Source organism: Mesorhizobium sp., assembly GCF_041661565.1.
Classification (GTDB): domain Bacteria; phylum Pseudomonadota; class Alphaproteobacteria; order Rhizobiales; family Rhizobiaceae; genus Mesorhizobium.
On the sequence record NZ_JBAZUD010000008.1, the window covers coordinates 47,056 to 64,000 of the forward strand.

General features: G+C 62.7%; 18 protein-coding genes. 14 read left to right on the top strand and 4 right to left on the bottom strand.

What is annotated here, in order from left to right; translation table 11 throughout:
• Positions 1 to 45 precede the first annotated feature (45 nt).
• The gene (locus WC739_RS02915; protein WP_372951518.1) at positions 46 to 549 is read right to left on the bottom strand and encodes a histidine phosphatase family protein; all 504 of its coding nucleotides are present in this window, start codon (positions 547 to 549) and stop codon (positions 46 to 48) included.
• 270 nt (positions 550 to 819) lie between these two features.
• Between WC739_RS02915 and dksA the strand changes: the two genes are divergently transcribed.
• The gene (gene dksA / locus WC739_RS02920; RefSeq protein ID WP_006202025.1) at positions 820 to 1,236 is read left to right on the top strand and encodes an RNA polymerase-binding protein DksA; all 417 of its coding nucleotides are present in this window, start codon (positions 820 to 822) and stop codon (positions 1,234 to 1,236) included.
• Between the two features lie 99 nt (positions 1,237 to 1,335).
• Here dksA and WC739_RS02925 read toward each other — a convergent pair whose 3' ends face one another.
• Positions 1,336 to 2,088, bottom strand: a complete 753-nt coding sequence (locus WC739_RS02925) for a hypothetical protein (RefSeq protein WP_372951519.1) — start codon at positions 2,086 to 2,088, stop codon at positions 1,336 to 1,338.
• 224 nt (positions 2,089 to 2,312) lie between these two features.
• Here WC739_RS02925 and cckA point away from each other — a divergent pair, with 224 nt between their 5' ends.
• Positions 2,313 to 4,886: a cell cycle histidine kinase CckA gene (cckA, locus tag WC739_RS02930; protein WP_372951520.1), complete on the top strand. Its 2,574-nt coding sequence runs from the start codon at positions 2,313 to 2,315 to the stop codon at positions 4,884 to 4,886.
• An 83-nt stretch (positions 4,887 to 4,969) separates the two neighbouring features.
• Entirely contained in the window at positions 4,970 to 5,683 is a 714-nt protein-coding gene (locus WC739_RS02935) for a DeoD-type purine-nucleoside phosphorylase (RefSeq protein WP_372951521.1), read from the top strand.
• Here WC739_RS02935 and WC739_RS02940 read toward each other — a convergent pair whose 3' ends face one another.
• The gene (locus WC739_RS02940) at positions 5,684 to 5,989 is read right to left on the bottom strand and encodes a ribbon-helix-helix domain-containing protein (RefSeq protein ID WP_372951522.1); all 306 of its coding nucleotides are present in this window, start codon (positions 5,987 to 5,989) and stop codon (positions 5,684 to 5,686) included. It abuts the gene before it with no gap.
• Positions 5,990 to 6,215: 226 nt separating this feature from the next.
• Between WC739_RS02940 and WC739_RS02945 the strand changes: the two genes are divergently transcribed.
• The 3 genes from WC739_RS02945 (at position 6,216) to WC739_RS02955 (ending at position 8,843) form a co-directional block, all read left to right on the top strand.
• Positions 6,216 to 6,611, top strand: coding sequence for a VOC family protein (locus tag WC739_RS02945; protein WP_372951523.1), 396 nt, complete (start codon positions 6,216 to 6,218; stop codon positions 6,609 to 6,611).
• An 81-nt stretch (positions 6,612 to 6,692) separates the two neighbouring features.
• Positions 6,693 to 7,223: a gluconate 2-dehydrogenase subunit 3 family protein gene (locus tag WC739_RS02950; RefSeq protein ID WP_372951524.1), complete on the top strand. Its 531-nt coding sequence runs from the start codon at positions 6,693 to 6,695 to the stop codon at positions 7,221 to 7,223.
• 48 nt (positions 7,224 to 7,271) lie between these two features.
• Positions 7,272 to 8,843 carry a GMC family oxidoreductase gene (locus tag WC739_RS02955; protein ID WP_372951525.1) on the top strand — a complete coding sequence of 524 codons (1,572 nt, stop codon included), beginning with the start codon at positions 7,272 to 7,274 and terminating at the stop codon, positions 8,841 to 8,843.
• A gap of 59 nt (positions 8,844 to 8,902) precedes the next feature.
• Here the strand turns inward: WC739_RS02955 and WC739_RS02960 are convergent, their stop codons facing one another.
• Complete coding sequence (locus WC739_RS02960; protein WP_372951526.1) at positions 8,903 to 9,301, bottom strand: hypothetical protein; 399 nt, start codon at positions 9,299 to 9,301, stop codon at positions 8,903 to 8,905.
• A gap of 344 nt (positions 9,302 to 9,645) precedes the next feature.
• Between WC739_RS02960 and urtA the strand changes: the two genes are divergently transcribed.
• The 8 genes from urtA to WC739_RS03000 all read left to right on the top strand — a co-directional run bounded on the left by urtA (position 9,646) and on the right by WC739_RS03000 (position 16,847).
• The gene (gene urtA, locus WC739_RS02965) at positions 9,646 to 10,926 is read left to right on the top strand and encodes an urea ABC transporter substrate-binding protein (RefSeq protein WP_372951527.1); all 1,281 of its coding nucleotides are present in this window, start codon (positions 9,646 to 9,648) and stop codon (positions 10,924 to 10,926) included.
• Positions 10,927 to 11,032: 106 nt separating this feature from the next.
• Positions 11,033 to 12,649 carry an urea ABC transporter permease subunit UrtB gene (gene urtB / locus WC739_RS02970; RefSeq protein ID WP_372951528.1) on the top strand — a complete coding sequence of 539 codons (1,617 nt, stop codon included), beginning with the start codon at positions 11,033 to 11,035 and terminating at the stop codon, positions 12,647 to 12,649.
• Positions 12,646 to 13,875 carry an urea ABC transporter permease subunit UrtC gene (urtC, locus tag WC739_RS02975; protein WP_372951529.1) on the top strand — a complete coding sequence of 410 codons (1,230 nt, stop codon included), beginning with the start codon at positions 12,646 to 12,648 and terminating at the stop codon, positions 13,873 to 13,875. Before urtB ends, urtC begins: the two co-directional genes overlap by 4 nt.
• A gap of 6 nt (positions 13,876 to 13,881) precedes the next feature.
• Positions 13,882 to 14,628, top strand: coding sequence for an urea ABC transporter ATP-binding protein UrtD (gene urtD, locus WC739_RS02980; RefSeq protein WP_372951530.1), 747 nt, complete (start codon positions 13,882 to 13,884; stop codon positions 14,626 to 14,628).
• 69 nt (positions 14,629 to 14,697) lie between these two features.
• Positions 14,698 to 15,393, top strand: a complete 696-nt coding sequence (urtE, locus tag WC739_RS02985) for an urea ABC transporter ATP-binding subunit UrtE (protein ID WP_372951531.1) — start codon at positions 14,698 to 14,700, stop codon at positions 15,391 to 15,393.
• A 241-nt stretch (positions 15,394 to 15,634) separates the two neighbouring features.
• Positions 15,635 to 15,811, top strand: coding sequence for a hypothetical protein (locus WC739_RS02990; protein WP_372951532.1), 177 nt, complete (start codon positions 15,635 to 15,637; stop codon positions 15,809 to 15,811).
• A 185-nt stretch (positions 15,812 to 15,996) separates the two neighbouring features.
• Positions 15,997 to 16,281 (top strand): PRC-barrel domain containing protein, encoded by a 285-nt coding sequence (locus WC739_RS02995; protein ID WP_372951533.1) that lies wholly within the window; start codon positions 15,997 to 15,999, stop codon positions 16,279 to 16,281.
• A 221-nt stretch (positions 16,282 to 16,502) separates the two neighbouring features.
• Entirely contained in the window at positions 16,503 to 16,847 is a 345-nt protein-coding gene (locus WC739_RS03000; protein ID WP_372951534.1) for a hypothetical protein, read from the top strand.
• Positions 16,848 to 16,945: the final 98 nt, after the last annotated feature.

Below are 16,945 nucleotides of genomic sequence, written 5' to 3' on the forward strand. Positions count from 1 at the left end.
TATAGGCGCTGCAACCCGGCTTTGAAATGGCGGCCGTGGCCGCTATCAGAGATCGGCGGGTGTCAGGAACGCTTCGAGATAGCCACCGCCCTGGGCGGCCGTAGCCAGATCGCCGTCGAAGCGGATAACCGCCAGGCCCGACGTCGGGAAGCCATGGTTGAGCATTGCCCGCGCTTTCTCGTCTCCGTCGCCCGAAACCGCGATGGCGAGATCCTCCGTCATCGGGTTGTGGCCGATGACGAGCAGCGAACCCGGTCCGCCATTGTCGCGGATGAGGCTGAGGTAGCCGGCCGCATCTTCGCTGTAGAGCGTCTCGAAGAACAGCACTTTGCCGGTATCCGTCTGGCCGGCCAGGGCTTCGAGCGTCTCCCTGGCGCGTGTCGCCTTCGAGCACAAAGTGAGGTCGGGAATGTAGGTCCGGGCCCGCATGGCCGCCCCCATCGCTTCGGCGTCGGCGCGACCGGACAGGTCGAGCGGCCGATCGAAGTCACGCATGCCCGGCAGCGCCCACCCCGCCCTGGCATGCCGCAAAAGAAAAAGCCTGCTCACCCAACCTCCGCTCGTGTGAGATGCCGAAGCCGCTGGATTAGCCATGAGAATGGCCTGGCGCACAATGCCCATGTCCCGTGCCTCGACGACTCACCCATGAAATGGCGTGGCACGATCGACGGATTTCGGCCGTCGACGCGCGCAGTTTTGCCGTCAACACCGCTCGCCTCGGACATTAACAATTGCTCGAGACGGCGACTGTTTGCGCTTGTACAGGTGTCGGGCGACGAATATATAGGCGCGAAATTTGGGGCAGTTTGGGTGAGTCTAATGAACGACATCGTTACCGCCGACTACGTACCCTCCGAAGACGAGCCGTTCATGAACGAGCGGCAGAAATCCTACTTCCGCCTGAAGCTCGTGACATGGAAGAACGACATCCTGCGCGAGGCGCGCGAGACACTCGAGATCCTGCAACAGGAAAACGCCAACCATCCAGATCTCGCGGATCGCGCTTCCTCGGAAACCGACCGCGCCATTGAACTCAGGGCTCGCGACCGCCAGCGCAAGCTCATTTCCAAGATCGATTCCGCCTTGCAGCGCATCGACGAAGGCACCTACGGCTATTGCGAGGAGACCGGCGAACCGATCGCACTCAAGCGGCTGGACGCGCGTCCGATCGCGACATTGTCGATAGAAGCGCAGGAGCGGCACGAGCGCCGCGAGAAGGTCTACCGCGACGATTGACGTCGAACCTGGACGATACGCCGATAGCGGCGACGTTGATTTTCAAATGGCCGGGTTTCCGGCCATTTTCTTGTCGGGCAGGGCGAGCTGGTCGCCGCTTTACCGCTTCTGGCTGGAAAGCTCGCCCAGCAGTTTCGTCATTTCGTCGTCGAGCGACGGCGGTGCCTTCGCCTGCGGTTTACCCATCGGGGCGACTGGGCGAGGCTCGTCCAGCGAGACTTCCAGTTCCTTCATCAACGCATCGTCCATGCTGTCGTGCACCGGCGGCGGCGCGTGCCTGACGGTATTGGCATTGGCTGAGCCATAGGCGGGCAGCGGCGTCACATTGGCCGACTGGTAGGTTTGCACAGGTGCCTTCGGCGTCGGAGCCGGTTCCGGTGCGGTCTGGCGCTGACGCGCAGGTGGCGCCGGGCTCGGCGGCTGCGGAGCCGGCGCCTGTCTTGCCGGGGCGGGGGCGGGAGCAGGCTGGGGCGCGCGCGGCCTTGGTGACGCTGGCGCTGCCGTTGCCGTGACCTGCTGCGGGCCACCGTCGCCGGTCAGGGCCGGACGGCGGGGCGCCGAAAGCCGGATATCGCGTTCGACGACGACATCTGTGGGTCCGCCTATCAAAAGCAGATGCTCGATGTCGTCGCGGCGCACCAGCACCAGCCGGCGATGGCTATCGACGGCAGTCGCGTCCATGACGGCCAGCCGTGTCTTGCGGTTCCTGCCGCCCGCGACGAAGGTCCCGAATGTCAGGCTTCGCAACATCTTGATGATGACGAGGACGATGACCAGCAGGATAAGCGCCGCGAATGTCCACAACAGTGCCGCGGCATAACCGGGGCCCGCCACGCTATCCAGCCACTGCATTGGTTTCCCCTGATCGCCCTTGGAAGTGACGCGACACTAGACCGTCGCGGCGGGCCACCGCAAGTTGCCTTTCGCCCTTGTTGAACAGCTTCAAAACCCCAGAGGCCGAACGGACGTCATTTTTATCCGACATTTGCCGCGCAGGCCTTTTCCGGACTAGGAGAATATGATTCAACCCGCTAGGGGCGGGTGTCGGAACACCGGATTTCACGAGCAGGGGGCACATGGCCAAGGAAGCGCGCGGCGATTTCTATCCGGTACCGATCGTCGACCAGAACACGCGACCGGGCGCGGTGACCCGGCTTATCATTTTCATCGTTGTTCTGACGGGGGCGGCAACCGTCTTCGGCCTTTTCCGCGAGCGTCTCGGCGATCCTTTCCTGCTCGGCATGCTCGGTGTGCTGGCCATGATCGGCGTCGGCTTCCTGTTCGCGACCGCGATCGGCTTCGTTCAGATCACGCCGCGATCGACAGGCGATGAACTGTCGAAATCCTTCGTCGATTCCATGTCCCAGGGCCTTCTCGTGACGGATACCAAGGGCCGTGTCGTCTACGCTAACCGGGCCTATGCCGACATGACGGGAGCGTCGTCGGCGGCCGACCTCAAGACGGTCGAGGGGTTGCTGTCGGATGTTCCGGAAGCCTCGGTGACCATCTATCGGCTGGCGTCCGGCCTGCGCGACGGACAGTCCGGCGACGGCGAGTTCCGGCTGGCGCAATCCATCCGGCCCGGCGCCGAACCGGGCGCGCATTGGTACCGGGCCCGGGCCCGGACCTTCAGTGTTCCGGGGCAGCGGCCTCCGATGCTGGCCTGGCAGCTTGCCGACATTTCGCAGGAGCGCGCCGAGCAGGAGCGCTTCTTCCTCGATCTGCAGAAGGCGATCGATCACCTCGATCACGCGCCGGCCGGCTTCTTTTCGGCCGACCAGGAGGGCCGCGTCACCTATATCAACGCCACGCTCGCCGAATGGCTGGGCATCGACCTTGCCAGCTTCACTCCCGGCGCCGTTTCCTTGCCGGAGATCGTCGCCGGTGACGGCATGGCGCTGGTGCGCTCGGTCAAGGCCGATCCCGGCACGACGCGCAACGCCGTCATCGACCTCGACCTGACCACGATGACGGGCGAGGCGCTGCCCGTGCGCTTCATGCATCGGGTCTCGGCCAGCCGCGAGGGCGTCAATGGTCCGACACGCACGATCGTGCTCAATCGCACGCAGGGCGAGGACGCCTCGGCCGACCTGCGTGCTTCGGAAGTACGGTTCACCCGCTTCTTCAACTCGACGCCGATGGCCATCGCCGGCGTCGACGATAATGGGCGCATCCTGCGCACCAATGCGCCGTTCCTGTCGCTGTTCTCGTCCGTCGTCGACCGGGACGCCGTCGATCGGCGCGTGCGCCTCGATACGGTGATCCACGAGCGCGACCGGCCGGCCTTTGCCGTGGCGTTCGAAAGGGCGCGGCAGCGGCAGGCCGACATCGAGCCGATCGACACGTTGCTGCCGGGCAATGAGGAGCGGCATATCCGTTTCTATGTCAACGCGGTTGCCGACGGCACGGGCGGCGAGGGCGCCGAGGAGTCGGCGATCGTCTATGCCGTCGAGACGACCGAACAGAAGGCGCTCGAGGGGCAGATGGCGCAAAGCCAGAAGATGCAGGCGGTCGGCCAGCTTGCCGGCGGCATCGCGCACGACTTCAACAACGTGCTGACAGCCATCATCATGGCGTCGGACCTGTTGTTGACCAACCACCGCCCGTCGGATCCATCCTTCCCCGACATCATGAACATAAAGCAGAACGCCAACCGGGCAGCCTCGCTGGTGCGGCAGCTGCTGGCCTTTTCGCGCAAGCAGACGCTGCGGCCAGAGGTGCTCAACCTGACCGACGTGCTCGCCGATCTCAGGATGCTGCTTGCACGCCTGGTCGGCAATGACATCAAGCTCAAGGTCGACCACGGCCGCGATCTGTGGCCGGTCAAGGTCGATATCGGCCAGTTCGAGCAGGTGGTGGTCAACCTCGCGGTCAATGCGCGCGACGCCATGCCGGCGGGCGGCGACCTGACCGTGCGCACCCGCAACGTGACATCGGACGAATCCAAGGCCTTTTCCTACCGCGAACTCACCCCGGGCGACTATGTGGTGGTCGAGGTGGAGGACACCGGCAGCGGCATCACGCCCGATGTGCTGAAAAAGATCTTCGAGCCGTTCTTCACCACCAAGGAAGTCGGCAAGGGCACGGGGCTGGGCCTGTCGATGGTCTATGGCATCATCAAGCAGACCGGCGGCTACATCTTCTGCGATTCCGAGGTTGGCAAGGGGACGACGTTCCGCATCTTCCTTCCGCGCCATATCGCTGAGGTGAAGAAGGCGGGCGAGCCCACCGATGTGCCGGCGGTGCCGGCCAAGGTCGCCGATGCCGCCAAGGACCTGTCCGGATCGGCGACCGTGCTGCTGGTCGAGGACGAGGACGCGGTCCGCATGGGCGGCATGCGGGCACTGGTGTCGCGCGGCTACACCGTCCACGAGGCATCCTCGGGCGTCGAGGCGCTCGAAGTCTACGAGGCGCTGGGCGGCAAGGTCGATATCGTCGTTTCCGACGTGGTGATGCCGGAGATGGATGGACCGACGCTGCTTGGCGAGTTGCGCAAGCGCAACCCGGACATCAAGTTCGTCTTCGTGTCCGGCTATGCCGAGGACGCCTTTGCCAGAAATCTGCCGGCCGACGCGCATTTCGGCTTCCTGCCGAAACCGTTCTCGCTCAAGCAACTGGCGACGATCGTCAAGGACGTGCTGGAGTCCTAAGCGTTCGATATCTGCCCTTGCGCTATGCCGCCACTACGCCATGATTGCGGGTGAAACGGCAAGCGTGCTTTGGGGAGCAGCGGTTGACGCCACACATCGAGGCAGGAAAGGGCGATTTCGCCGACACGGTGTTGCTGCCGGGCGACCCGCAGCGCGCGGCCTGGATGGCGCAGACTTTCCTGCAGGCGCCGCGCTGTATCAATCGCCGGCGCGGGGCATTGGGATTCACCGGACAGTTTCGCGGTAAACCGGTCAGCATCCAGGCGACCGGCATTGGCGTATCGTCCTTTTTGATCTACGCGCATGAGCTCTTGGACTACTACGGAGCCCGCACGTTGATCCGCACGGGCACCTGCGGCGGTCTGACAGCCGCGGTAAAGTTGCGCAGCATTGTCATCTCGCGTTCGGCACTTCCCGAAAGCGATCAAAGCGGCCAGGTTTTCGGTCTTTACAATGCTGCCTCCGGCGCCGATCCAGCGCTTTTTGCACGGGCCCTGACCAGGGCGGCCGAACTTGGCATCGACCACCATGCCGGCCTGACAGCCTGCAGCGATATCTTCCATCATCCGGAGGGTCATGCCCGCTTTGCCGATGCACGGGCCGCGGGAGCCCTGGCCGTGGACATGGAAACCAGCGCGCTCTATCGCATCGCCGGGCACTTCGGCGCGCGGGCGCTGTCGATCTGCACCGTGGTCGACAACATCGAAACCGGCGAATTCACCGACTATTCCGAACGCCAGGCGCTTTTCGCCGGTATGGCCGGTCTGGCGCTTGATGTCGCCGTGGACCAGCCGTGACTAGGCGGCTCGCCGCTTCGGCACGATCTGCTCGTCCAGGTCAGGCCGGTGGCCGCGCAGATAGAGCGCGCACGTGGTGCGCAGCATCGACGCGAAGTTGGGGATGGCGCCATTGATCTCGATCGCTTCGTCGTAGAGCTTCGAGATGAATTTCGGCGTGGTCAATCCCTGGCTATCCGCGATCTCGTCCAGCAGCGCCCAGAACGTGGCTTCCAGCTGGATGCTGGTGGAGTGTCCGTCGATACGGATCGACCGGTTGATCTGACGATAGCCTTCGGGATCCTGGCCCGCAAATACCCTGCACATCCGACAAACCTCCCATGATTGTTGATCTTGGGTGGACGGTCCGCGTTTCGCCAACACGGCTCGTCCCCGACATCACTTTCCGGCAAAATGGCCGTCACGGCAATCGGACTTTCGTCCGTATAGCGTCTCGGAGAATAGTTCACGCTTCTTGGCGTGGTAACCGGCTGCCACCACCTTTTCCCGGCGCCGCTCATAATCGCCTCGACACGCAACGACGGAGACTGATTTGGCGAAGGCGATCCATTCCATGATCCGGGTTTTCGATGAGGCCCGGTCCGTCGATTTCTACAGAAACGCTTTCGGGCTCGATGTCGCCGACAGGCTGGATTTCGAGACGTTCACGCTCATCTATCTCAGCAATGCCGAAACGGGGTTCGAGGTCGAGCTGACCGTGAACAAGGGCCGCCAGGAGCCTTATGCGCTGGGCGACGGCTATGGCCACCTCGCTGTCTCCGTCGCCGATCTCGACAGTGAACATGACCGGCTTGGCGCGCTTGGCCTCAACCCGAAAAAGATCGTCGAGTTCAACCATGACGGGTCGCTGATCGCCCGCTTCTTCTTCATCGAGGACCCCGACGGCTACAAGATCGAGGTTCTGCAACGTGGAGGCCGCTTCCAGTAGACGACATCGCAGCCGCACCGCCAGGCGCGGAGCCAGCAACGGCGCTTTCCAAGGCGCAAATAGCAAGCAGGGAGGAATAAAATGGTCACGATCTATGACGCGAAGCCTGGACTTTCACGTCGTGAACTTCTCAGACGTGGCGGCATCGGCGCGTTGCTGGTCATTTCCGGCAGCGCCGTCATCAGCCCCGAACATGCCTGGGGGCTCGAAACGTCAGCACTCAAGCCTGAAACCATGGCGACGCTGATCCAGATGGCGCGCGACGTTTACCCGCACGATCAGGTTCCCGACAGATATTACGCCATCGCCGTGAAGGGTCACGACGAGAAGGCCGGCAAGGACGCCGCCTACAAGTCCATGATCGAAGACGGCATCGCCGACATCGACAAGAAGTCCGGCGATGGAGGCTATCGGGGCCTTGGCTGGGAGGAGCAGCGGGTCGCGGTGCTGAAGCAGATCGAGACGACGCCATTCTTCCAGACCATCCGAGGCGGCCTCGTGGTCGGCCTCTACAACCAGAAAGAGGTCTGGCCGATCTTTGGCTACGAGGGCGAGTCCTATTCCAAGGGCGGCTACATCGCGCGCGGTTTCGGCGACATCGACTGGCTGTGAGCCGCCGTCGATCTCAAGACCCGCAAACAGGAATTCTGGGAGGAAATCATGGCAGCAGCATTTGACCTGAACAACGATGGCGTGGTCGTCATCATCGGCTCGGGGGCCGGCGGCGGCACGCTCGGCAACGAACTCGCGCAGAAGGGCGTCGATGTCGTTATCCTCGAGGCCGGCGCGCGCCACGAATACGAGGACTTCATCAACGACGAGTGGGATTCGTTCTCCCAGCTCGCCTGGACGGACAAACGCACGACGTCGGGCGACTGGCGGGTGGCGAAGGACTTCCCGAACCTGCCGGCCTGGATCGTCAAAGCCGTCGGCGGCTCGACCACCCACTGGGCCGGAGCCTCGCTGCGCTTCCAGGAGCACGAGTTCAAGACGCTTTCGACCTACGGCAAGGTCGCAGGCGCGAACCTGCTCGACTGGCCCATCACGCTGGCCGAGATGGAGCCGTACTACGCCAAAGCCGAAGCCAAGATGGGCGTCACGGGCACCAATGACTGGCCGAGACTGCCCGGCAACAACAATTTCAAGGTGCTGAAGGCCGGCGCCGACAAGCTAGGCTACAAGGAATGCCATACCGGCAACATGGCCATCAATTCCGTCCAGCGCGACGACCGCAACTCCTGCCAGCAGACCGGGTTCTGCTTCCAGGGCTGCAAATGGGGTGCCAAATGGTCGACGCTCTACACCGAGATTCCGAAGGGCGAGGCAACCGGCCATCTCGAGGTCAGGCCGAACGCCATGGCGATAAAGATCAACCATGATGCCTCCGGGAAGGTGACCGGCGTCGTCTATGCCGACAAGGACGGCAAGCTGCACGAACAAAAGGCCCGCATCGTCGCGGTCGCCGGCAACTCGATCGAGAGCCCGCGGCTGCTGCTCAACTCGGCGTCCGGAAAATTTCCAGACGGTCTCGCCAACTCGTCGGGGCAGGTCGGCAAGAACTACATGCGTCACACCACAGGCTCGGTCTACGCCATTTTCGAAAAGCCGGTGCACATGTATCGCGGCACCACCATGGCCGGGATAATCCGCGACGAGGCGCGTCATGATCCGTCGCGCGGTTTTGTCGGCGGCTACGAGTTCGAGACGCTGTCGCTGGGCCTGCCGTTCATGGCAGCCTTCCTTGACCCCGGCAGTTGGGGCCGTTCCTTCACCACGGCGCTCGACCACTACGACCACATGGCAGGCCTGTGGATCGTCGGCGAGGACATGCCGCGCGCGGAGAACCGCATCACGCTACATGCCGATGAGAAGGACGCGCATGGCATGCCGGTGGCCGATGTGCATTTCGACGACCATCCAAACGACACAGCGATGCGCAGCCACGCCTACAAACAGGCCACGGCGCTTTACGCCGCGGTCGGCGCCACCCGCACCTTCCCGACGCCGCCCTATCCGTCGACCCACAATCTCGGCACCAACCGGATGAGCGAGAAAGCGGCGGACGGCGTCGTCAACAAGCACGGGCAGGCGCACGACATCAAGAACCTGTTCGTGTCGGACGGCAGCCAGTTCACCACGGGCGCCGCGGAAAATCCGACGCTCACGATCGTGTCGCTGGCCATTCGCCAGGCCGATTACATTGCCTCGCAGATGTCAGCCAAGACCATTTGACCTCCCGACTGCCTGAGAACGCGGACCCCCAAGGTTCCGCGTTCTCTTTTTCGGGCGTATCAGCCCTTCGTGCAGGTGGACGCCGTGAAGGCGCCGTCCGGCTGCTTCATGATGATGTCGAAGGAGGGTCCGTCCGGACCGTCCAGCGTCGCCTGGGTCAGCGAGATCGAGTTGCCGCCCGCGGTATAGCCGCCCAATGGTCCGAGCCATGAGATCGCGCCGTTGGCATCCATCTGGTAATTATAGCCCTGCCGTGCGGTGCCGAAGATGACGGGGCCGCTATAGACGTTGCCCTTGATGGTGATGTCGCCAAGATTGATGAACATGCCCAACAGATAGACCTCGCAGCGGTAGGTGCCGTCCGGCAGCCTGCCGTCGTTGAAGTCGGCGCGTACGGCACCGGCTGTCGCCGCCAGGAGCGATATGGCGACAATGATGCGGGAGACGAGGGATGTCATACGAGCGCTCGGTTTTGAAGGGTGAGTTTGCCCTAGATCGGCACAGCGCCGCAACAATCGCGTCGACCGAATGGGACAACGGCCAAAATCTAGGCAAATGAAATATCTGATCAAAAAGTAGGCATAAGGCGCGGGCCGTTGCGTAAATTCCTCTCAACACATTTTTAACCGGCTTTCCTTGTTTCCATAAGGCTAATATATCAAGCGTTTGATATTCTTTGCGAATTCGTTCGCATCTGACACCGCCGCGCGGATTGGCACGGCGGTTGCATTGCACTCCAGCGGTAAAGTGAACCAGGCTTGGAGTGTGCACTATGAGGGGCAGTTTCTCTACAATAACAAAAATGTTTGCGGCGAGCGTGGTTGCGGCCGGCGTTCTGATGTCCGTTCCGGCCAAGGCGGCGGACGATACGATCAAGGTCGGCATTCTTCATTCGCTGTCGGGGACCATGGCGATTTCGGAGACGACTCTTAAGGACGCCATGCTGATGCTTATCGACGAGCAGAATGCAAAGGGCGGTCTGCTCGGCAAGAAGCTCGAGGCAGTGGTCGTCGATCCGGCGTCGAATTGGCCGCTGTTCGCCGAAAAGGCGCGCGAGCTGATCTCGAAGGACAAGGTCGCGGCGGTGTTCGGCTGCTGGACCTCGGTGTCGCGCAAATCGGTTCTGCCGGTGTTCAGCGAACTCGACAACATCCTGTTCTATCCCGTCCAGTACGAGGGCGAGGAAAGCGAGCGCAACGTGTTCTACACCGGTGCGGCTCCCAACCAGCAGGCCATTCCGGCCGTCGACTATCTGATGAGCGCGGACGGCGGCTCGGTGAAGCGTTGGGTACTTGAAGGCACCGACTACGTCTATCCGCGCACCACCAACAAGATCCTCGAAGCCTATCTGAAATCCAAGGGCGTCGCGGCCGAAGACATCATGACCAATTACACGCCGTTCGGCTTCTCCGACTGGCAGACCGAAGTCTCGGCGATCAAGAAGTTCGGTTCGGCTGGCAAGAAGACCGCGGTCGTCTCGACCGTCAACGGTGATGCCAACGTGCCGTTCTACAAGGAACTCGGCAACCAGGGCATCAAGGCCGAGGATATCCCGGTGATGGCGTTCTCGGTCGGCGAGGAAGAGCTTGCCGGTCTCGACACCAAACCACTGGTCGGCCATCTCGCCGCCTGGAACTATTTCGAGAGCGTCAACACGCCCGAGAACAAGAAGTTCATCGCCGGCTGGCACAAGTTCATCAAGAACAACAAACGCACCACCAACGACCCGATGGAGGCGCACTATATCGGCTTCAACATGTGGGTTAAGGCGGTTGAAAAGGCCGGCACCACCGATCCGGACAAGGTCATCGACGCCATGATCGGCGTCTCGGTGCCGAACCTGACCGGCGGCTACTCGACGATGATGCCGAACCACCACATCACCAAGCCGGTGCTGATCGGCGAAATCCAGGCCAATGGCCAGTTCGAGACGGTCTCAAAGACGCCGGGCCTGGTGATGGGCGACGAATGGTCCGACTACCTGCCCGACTCCAAGGACCTGATTTCCGATTGGCGCGCGCCGCTCAGCTGCGGCAACTTCAACGTCAAGACCGGCAAGTGCGGCGGCAAGGGCACGAACTGATCCTCCCAGGGCAGGACCTTCGGGTCCAGCCCATGACCGCGTGCGTCTGGACAGTGGAGCCACTGTCCGGACGCCCAGTTCAACCCCCACGAGCCATCAAAAGCCGATGAAGACCTTGCACGCGATTGGCCTGACGCTGTTGTTCCTGCTGGCGACGCTGTCGTCCTCGGGCGCCGCCGAAGCCGATCTGCGCGCCATCATCGCCAAATTCGCGACAGCGACGGGCTTTTCCGAAACAGGAGCTGTCGTTCAAGAGTTGACGGCCACGGGCGATCCGGCTGTCGAACGGCCGCTTGCTGCATTGGCGGACGGCAATCTTTACGTTCGCACAGCCGACTCGATGGTGTTTGTCGGCCAGGAAGGTGACGCAAACTTCCAGCTCTTCGATCCGCTGAGCGGCGAGGCAGCGGGCGAGGCCTCCGGCGACGACATTACCAAGGTCGGCGTCAACAACACGCTGCGTCGCGCCATCCGCGATGCGCTGGGCACGTTGACGCTTGGTTCCAAGGATCCGGCTGTCCGCATCGCTGCCGCAGACACAATGTTCAAGACGCCCGATGCCTCCAATATCGCGCCGCTCGACGCGGCGATCGCCGGCGAAACCGTGGCGAGCGTCAAGACGCTGCTCGAGCAGGCTCGTGCCGCTTCGGTCCTGGTGTCGGATCAACCCGAGGCGGACAAGCTCGCCGCCATCGCGCTGATCGGCTCGCGTGGCGATCGCGACGCGGTTTCGCTGCTCACCTCCGTCGAGGCCAACGCCTCCGGATCAGTCAAGGACGCGGCGACCGCGGCTATCCGCAACATCAATTCTACGCTGGCGTTCTGGGATGCCGGCCAGAACATCTGGTACGGCATTTCGCTGGGGTCGGTGCTGCTGCTGGCGGCGATCGGGCTTGCCATCACCTTCGGCGTCATGGGCGTCATCAACATGGCGCATGGCGAGATGGTCATGCTCGGCGCCTACACCACCTTCGTCGTCCAGCAAGTGATCCGCACGTCCTTTCCCGACCTGTTCGACTGGTCACTGGTCATTGCGCTGCCGCTGGCCTTTCTCGTCTCGGCCTTGGTTGGTCTGGTCATCGAGCGCGGCGTCATCCGCTTCCTCTATGGCCGTCCGCTGGAGACGCTGCTGGCGACATGGGGCGTTTCGCTGATCCTGCAACAGGCCGTGCGCTCGATCTTCGGGCCGACGAACCAGGAGGTCGGAAACCCGTCCTGGATGTCGGGCTCATTCAATGTCGGCCAGCTCGCGGTCACCTGGAACCGCCTCTGGATCCTGGTTTTCGCGCTCACCGTGTTCGGCGTGCTGCTCTATGTGATGAAGCGTACACCTTGGGGCCTGCAGATGCGCGCCGTCACCGCCAACCGGCGCATGGCGGCCTCGATGGGCATCAGGACGCCATGGGTCGACGCGCTGACCTTTGCGCTGGGGTCGGGCATTGCCGGCATAGCGGGCGTGGCGCTCAGCCAGATCGACAATGTGTCGCCCAATCTCGGCCGCGGCTACATCATCGACAGCTTCATGGTCGTCGTCTTCGGCGGTGTCGGCAATCTGTGGGGCACGCTGGTCGGCGCCTTCTCGCTTGGCATCGTCAACAAGTTCCTCGAACCCTATGCCGGAGCGGTGCTGGGCAAGATCGTCGTTCTGGTGCTGATCATCCTGTTCATCCAGAAGCGCCCGCGCGGCCTGTTCGCGCTCAAGGGCAGGGCGGTGGAAGCATGATGTCAGGACGCTTCTTCGCCGCCGGCGCCGATCGCCGGATCGCCATCACGATCTTCATCCTGCTGGCGGTGGCCGTCATCGTCCCGGTGCTGAACCTGGCTGTGTCGCCGACCAGCGCGTTCTACATCCCCTCCTACATCGTCGCGCTGACCGGCAAATATCTCAGCTATGCGCTGCTGGCGCTCGCGCTCGACCTTGTCTGGGGCTATTGCGGTATCCTTTCGCTCGGCCACGGCGCCTTCTTCGCGCTCGGCGGCTACGCGATGGGCATGTACCTGATGCGCCAGATCGGCTCGCGCGGCGTCTACGGCAACCCGATCCTGCCGGACTTCATGGTGTTCCTGAACTACAAGGAGCTGCCATGGTTCTGGACCGGCTTTGACCATTTCTGGTTCGCCGTGCTCATGGTGCTGGCTGTACCCGGACTGCTTGCCTTCGTCTTCGGCTGGTTCGCCTTCCGCAGCCGCGTCACCGGCGTCTATCTCTCGATCATCACGCAGGCGATGACCTATGCTCTGCTGCTCGCCTTCTTCCGCAACGACATGGGCTTTGGCGGCAACAATGGCCTGACCGATTTCAAGGATATTCTGGGTTTCAACGTGCAGGCCGACGCGACGCGTTCGGCGCTGTTCGCCGCCACAGCGGTGACGCTCGCGCTTGGTGTCTTCGTCACCTGGGCGATCGTCGGCTCGAAATACGGCAAGCTGCTGATGGCGGTGCGCGATGCCGAGAGCCGCACGCGCTTCCTCGGATGGCGGGCTGAAAACGTGAAGCTGTTCGCCTTCACCGTGTCGGCGGTGATGGCCGGCATAGCCGGCGCGCTCTACGTGCCGCAGGTCGGCATCATCAACCCCGGCGAGTTCGAGCCATCCAATTCGATCGAGGTGGTGATCTGGGCGGCCGTCGGCGGCCGCGGCACCATCGTCGGGCCGATCATCGGCGCGCTGCTCGTCAATGCCGGCAAGTCCTGGTTCACCGGTGTGCTGCCGGAATTGTGGCTGTTTGCGCTTGGCGGCCTGTTCGTCGCCGTTACGCTGCTCTTGCCCAAGGGCATCATCGGCATGTGGGATTCCTGGCGCGGCAACGCCAGGGCGCTGCGGGCGGCGTCGCTGGCCGAGGAGGCCGGCACCGATGGCCGGGTCGGCGAACAGCGGATCATCCACGGCGCGGCGCGCACGGCTGGCGAATGGTCGTCGTCCAATCCCGAACCGCAGCCGGCGGAGTAAGGGGCCATGTCGAAGAGCGACACGATCCTCTATCTCGACGGCGTCTCCGTTTCCTTCGACGGCTTTCGCGCCATCAACAATCTTTCGCTGGTGCTCGACAAGGGCGAGATGCGCGCCATCATCGGTCCCAATGGCGCCGGCAAGACGACGATGATGGACATCGTCACCGGCAAGACACGTCCCGACGAGGGCGAGGTGTTCTTCGACGGCCAGGTGGATCTGACCAAGCACGACGAAGCCGAGATCGCCATGATGGGCATCGGCCGAAAGTTCCAGAAGCCCACGGTCTTCGAGAGCCACACGATCGAGGAGAACCTGATGCTGGCGCTGAAGGGGCCGCGCTCAATCTTTCCGGCGCTGTTCCACCGCCGGTCGGTCGCCGAGGCGCGGCAGATCGACGATATCCTCGGCATCATCCGGCTTGGCGACAAGCGCAACGAACTGGCGGCCAATCTCAGCCATGGGCAAAAGCAGTGGCTGGAGATCGGCATGCTGTTGGCGCAGGACCCGAAGCTGCTGCTGGTGGACGAGCCTGTCGCCGGCATGACCGACGCCGAGACAGAGGAAACCGCACGGCTGCTCAAGGACATCGCGCGCGACCATTCGGTCATCGTCGTCGAGCACGACATGCATTTCGTGCGCGAACTTGGCGTCAAGGTCACCTGTCTGCACGAGGGCTCGGTGCTCTCCGAGGGGACACTCGATTTTGTGTCGGCCGACGAGCGCGTCGTCGAAGTCTATCTGGGGAGATGACCATGATCTGGCGGGTCCAGTTCCATCGCTTCGACCTGGCGTTCCTCAGGTTCTGGAAAAGGCGCTGACATGCTCGAGGTTTCGGACGCCACTCTGCATTACGGCGCCGCCCAGGCGCTGCGCGGCGTATCGCTGAAAGCGAGGGCCGGCAAGATCACCTGCGTGCTCGGCCGCAACGGCGTCGGCAAGACCAGTTTGATGAGATCGATCGTTGGCCATCACCGGCTGACGAGCGGAAGCGTTGCCTTCGAGGGGAAGGCGCTCGACCGGAGCGCGGCGTATGATCGCGCCCGGTCGGGCATCGCATTCGTACCGCAGGGCAGGGAGATCTTCCCGCTGCTCACGGTGCGCGAAAACCTGGAATCGGGGTTCGCTCCGTTGAAGCGCTCCGACCGCAACGTTCCCCCCCATGTCTTTGAATTGTTCCCGGTGCTGAAGCAGATGCTCGGCCGCCGCGGCGGCGACCTTTCCGGCGGCCAGCAGCAGCAACTGGCGATCGGCCGGGCGCTGGTGGTGCGGCCAAAGCTGCTGGTGCTTGACGAACCGACGGAAGGCATCCAGCCGTCGATCATCAAGGACATCGGCCGCGCCATCCGCTATCTGCGCGACCAGGCCGGCATTGCCATATTGCTGGTCGAACAGTATCTCGATTTCTGCCGCGAGCTCGCCGATGAGGTCAACATCATGGATCGCGGCGTGATCGTCCATACGGGGCCGGCAGAAGACCTGGACCGCGCTGATGTCCGTAAATTCCTGACGGTCTAGAACAGGCACTGGACTTCAGTCGACGATGCGAAGTCCTTTGCAAGTCCAATAATTCTCCGATCCGCCCACCTGTTGTCTCTGGCATGCTTGATATCGCGTGCTAGTCTATTCTTGGCTTTTGTGAGTCGGCCGCTTCCGTATCAGTCTGGTTATCGCGGATCGACGCGCCTCCTGGCGCCGGGCATTCTCCCGCGATCTGTTTGTCGTTCAACGCGTTTGGGCACACAGGCAAAGGACGGCCATGGAACGCTACATCGAGGACTACCAGAAGCGACGTCTCACCGAGCGGGTCGACATCATCACGGCCGTGAACATCCTGAGGTCGCAGGGCTGCGACCAGGACAGACTGGTCGAGGAGATCACCAAGGTTTTCTACGTCGACCTGGATGCGTTCAACGAAGTGGTGATGGTGGCGTAGCCAAGATCACGATCAGTCGCGCGACAGACGTTGCGGAGGGCTGGCCATCTTCCGGGCGGACCGGACCATTTCAATTCAGAACTGGCCCGACAGCCCCGCCAAGATCTTGTCGGGCGACGTCACTCCAGACGGAACCCTTCGTTCGGTTGCGGGTTGCAACATCTCCAACAACAGGAGATGCAGCCATGGACCACACCAACCACGTACGTCTGGCCAGCAACGAGTTGACCGCCGACATCCTCGACGGCGCGACCATTTACGGCGCGGACGACGAGAAGATCGGCACCGTTTCCCATCTGCACGGCAGCCAGGTCGTCATCGATGTCGGCGGTTTCCTCGGCATCGGGGCAAAAGCCGTTGCGGTTCCCGCAAGTCAGTTGGACTTCATGCGTGACGAGGACGGCGATGTCCATGCGGTCACCGCCTGGACGAAAGACCAGCTCAAGCACATGCCCGAGCATCAGGATTGAGACTTGATGGAGGCTGATTTCGGCAGCCTCCACTTTCAGGACGAGAGGGATCGACCGTGCAAATCGTTCGAACAGAAGTCACGAGGCCGCTGACGTCAGATGGCCGGTCGATCCTTCGGGTCATGTTTTGCGGCGAGGGCGATGACTGCGTCACAGTGGACATGGCCGGCGCCGATGAAAAAGCCGAGGACGACGCTCTGGACAGAGCCAAGGCCATTCTGATGAAGACGGCAACGTTCGGCCTTGCCGCGAACGCCTATGACGCCAGCAGCAACGGCAATTTCGATCAGGTAGACGTGACGTCTGCAAGTGACGGCACGGGCGAGGTGTACATCTTTGAATATCGGGACGGAGGAGCCACAAGGCGCATTCCACCGTCGCGAATGCCAAGCCTTGACGCCGCGCGGTCGGAAGCCATCCGTTGCGCGGTGGATCTCCTGGTCGATCTTCAGCCGGGCATCGACGATCTATCCGGTTGGCTGGTTCGCGTGTCCGGCGAAAATGGCGAGCTGCTGTGCGTGGTCGACGTGGCGGAGGCGGAAGCGGCAAGGCAGGCCAATCCGTAGGGCATGACCGGCTTGCTGATGCGACGCAGCGCAAGGTCGGCTGTTCGAATGAGGCTAGTACCGTGCTGAGGCTAGCGCGTCCATTTTCCGATCAGATG

Bases quoted from the DNA above. Each gene is read 5' to 3' on its own strand.
- WC739_RS02995 (WP_372951533.1), top strand. From the start codon at position 15,997: ATGGACCACACCAACCACGTACGTCTGGCCAGCAACGAGTTGACCGCC.
- WC739_RS02925 (WP_372951519.1), bottom strand. From the start codon at position 2,088: ATGCAGTGGCTGGATAGCGTGGCGGGCCCCGGTTATGCCGCGGCACTG.
- WC739_RS02940 (WP_372951522.1), bottom strand. From the start codon at position 5,989: ATGTGCAGGGTATTTGCGGGCCAGGATCCCGAAGGCTATCGTCAGATC.
- WC739_RS02990 (WP_372951532.1), top strand. From the start codon at position 15,635: ATGGAACGCTACATCGAGGACTACCAGAAGCGACGTCTCACCGAGCGG.
- urtE (WP_372951531.1), top strand. From the start codon at position 14,698: ATGCTCGAGGTTTCGGACGCCACTCTGCATTACGGCGCCGCCCAGGCG.
- WC739_RS03000 (WP_372951534.1), top strand. From the start codon at position 16,503: ATGAAGACGGCAACGTTCGGCCTTGCCGCGAACGCCTATGACGCCAGC.
- WC739_RS02950 (WP_372951524.1), top strand. From the start codon at position 6,693: ATGGTCACGATCTATGACGCGAAGCCTGGACTTTCACGTCGTGAACTT.
- urtC (WP_372951529.1), top strand. From the start codon at position 12,646: ATGATGTCAGGACGCTTCTTCGCCGCCGGCGCCGATCGCCGGATCGCC.
- urtB (WP_372951528.1), top strand. From the start codon at position 11,033: ATGAAGACCTTGCACGCGATTGGCCTGACGCTGTTGTTCCTGCTGGCG.
- urtD (WP_372951530.1), top strand. From the start codon at position 13,882: ATGTCGAAGAGCGACACGATCCTCTATCTCGACGGCGTCTCCGTTTCC.
- cckA (WP_372951520.1), top strand. From the start codon at position 2,313: ATGGCCAAGGAAGCGCGCGGCGATTTCTATCCGGTACCGATCGTCGAC.
- dksA (WP_006202025.1), top strand. From the start codon at position 820: ATGAACGACATCGTTACCGCCGACTACGTACCCTCCGAAGACGAGCCG.
- urtA (WP_372951527.1), top strand. From the start codon at position 9,646: ATGTTTGCGGCGAGCGTGGTTGCGGCCGGCGTTCTGATGTCCGTTCCG.
- WC739_RS02955 (WP_372951525.1), top strand. From the start codon at position 7,272: ATGGCAGCAGCATTTGACCTGAACAACGATGGCGTGGTCGTCATCATC.
- WC739_RS02960 (WP_372951526.1), bottom strand. From the start codon at position 9,301: ATGACATCCCTCGTCTCCCGCATCATTGTCGCCATATCGCTCCTGGCG.